The sequence below is a fragment of the Collinsella sp. TF06-26 genome (assembly GCF_002232035.1).
GTDB lineage: Bacteria > Actinomycetota > Coriobacteriia > Coriobacteriales > Coriobacteriaceae > Collinsella.
In genome coordinates this window covers 1-1253 of the sequence record NZ_NKXR01000036.1, presented here as the reverse complement: position 1 = coordinate 1253, position 1253 = coordinate 1, and the positions used below count along the sequence as shown (strand labels likewise).

The following is a 1253-nucleotide window of genomic DNA, read 5'->3' as shown; positions in this document are numbered from 1 at the left end:
GGCCCGAAAGAAAGGTAGGAGGCCATGACGAAAGGTCTGCACGTGCCTTCCGAGATCGGCAAGCTCAGGAAGGTCTGCCTGCACCGTCCCGGCGACGAGCTCCTCAACCTGCCGCCCGACGAGCTCGAGCGACTCCTGTTCGACGACGTCCCGTTCCTGGAGGTCGCACAGCAGGAGCACGACACCTTCGCCCAGATCCTGAGGGACCAGGGCGTGGAGGTGCTCTACCTCGAGAACCTCGTCGCCGAGGTGTTCGACCAGGTCCCCGGCGCCCGCGCCGAGTTCACCGACCAGTACATCGCCGAGGCAGGCATCCGCGGCCAGCAGATGCCGCAGATCGTCCGCGAGAAGCTGGACTCCATCGAGGACAACCTCGAGTTCGTCAAGAAGACCATGGCCGGCATGACCAAGGCCGAGATCGACATGCCCCTCACGGCGTCCACGACCCTCGACTCCCTGGTCAACTCCGAGTCCGAGTCCGACCTGATCATCGACCCGATGCCCAACCTCTACTTCACCCGCGACCCGTTCGCGGTCGTCGGCGAGGGCGTCAACCTCAACCGCATGTACTCGGTCACCCGCAACCGCGAGACCCTGTACGGCAAGTACGTCTTCAAGTACCACCCCGACTACAAGGACGTCTCCCTGTACTTCCGCCGCGACTGCCAGTTCCACACCGAGGGCGGCGACGTGCTGAACATCAACGAGAAGACCCTCGCCGTCGGCATCTCCCAGCGCACCCAGGCCGCCGCTATCGACGTCATGGCCCAGAACATCTTCTGGAACTCCGACTCCAAGGTCGAGCGCATCCTGGCCTTCGACATCCCCGTCTCGCGCGCCTTCATGCACCTCGACACGGTCTTCACCCAGATCGACGTCGATAAGTTCACGATCCACCCCGCCATCATGGGCACCCTGCGCGTCTACGAGCTGACCGCCGGCAAGAACCCGGGCGACGTGAACATCCGCCTGATCGAGGACACCCTCGAGCACGTCCTGGAGGACGCCACCGGCGTCGACCAGGTCAAGCTGATCCCCTGCGGCGGCGGCGACCCGATCGCGGCCTCCCGCGAGCAGTGGAACGACGGCTCCAACACCCTGTGCGTCGAGCCCGGCAAGATCTGCGTCTACGCGCGCAACACCGTCACCAACGACGTGCTGTACAAGGAGGGCCTGGACCTTCTCGTCGTGCCCTCCGCCGAGCTCTCCCGCGGCCGCGGCGGCCCGCGCTGCATGAGCATGCCCTTCTGGCG

Annotated in this window: 1 protein-coding gene; it reads left to right on the top strand. The window is 65.4% G+C overall.

Annotated elements, in window-relative coordinates; translation table 11 throughout:
* Positions 1–24 precede the first annotated feature (24 nt).
* Positions 25–1253: arginine deiminase (gene arcA, locus CHY22_RS09820; protein ID WP_089573698.1), on the top strand; the 1229-nt coding region annotated here is incomplete at its 3' end.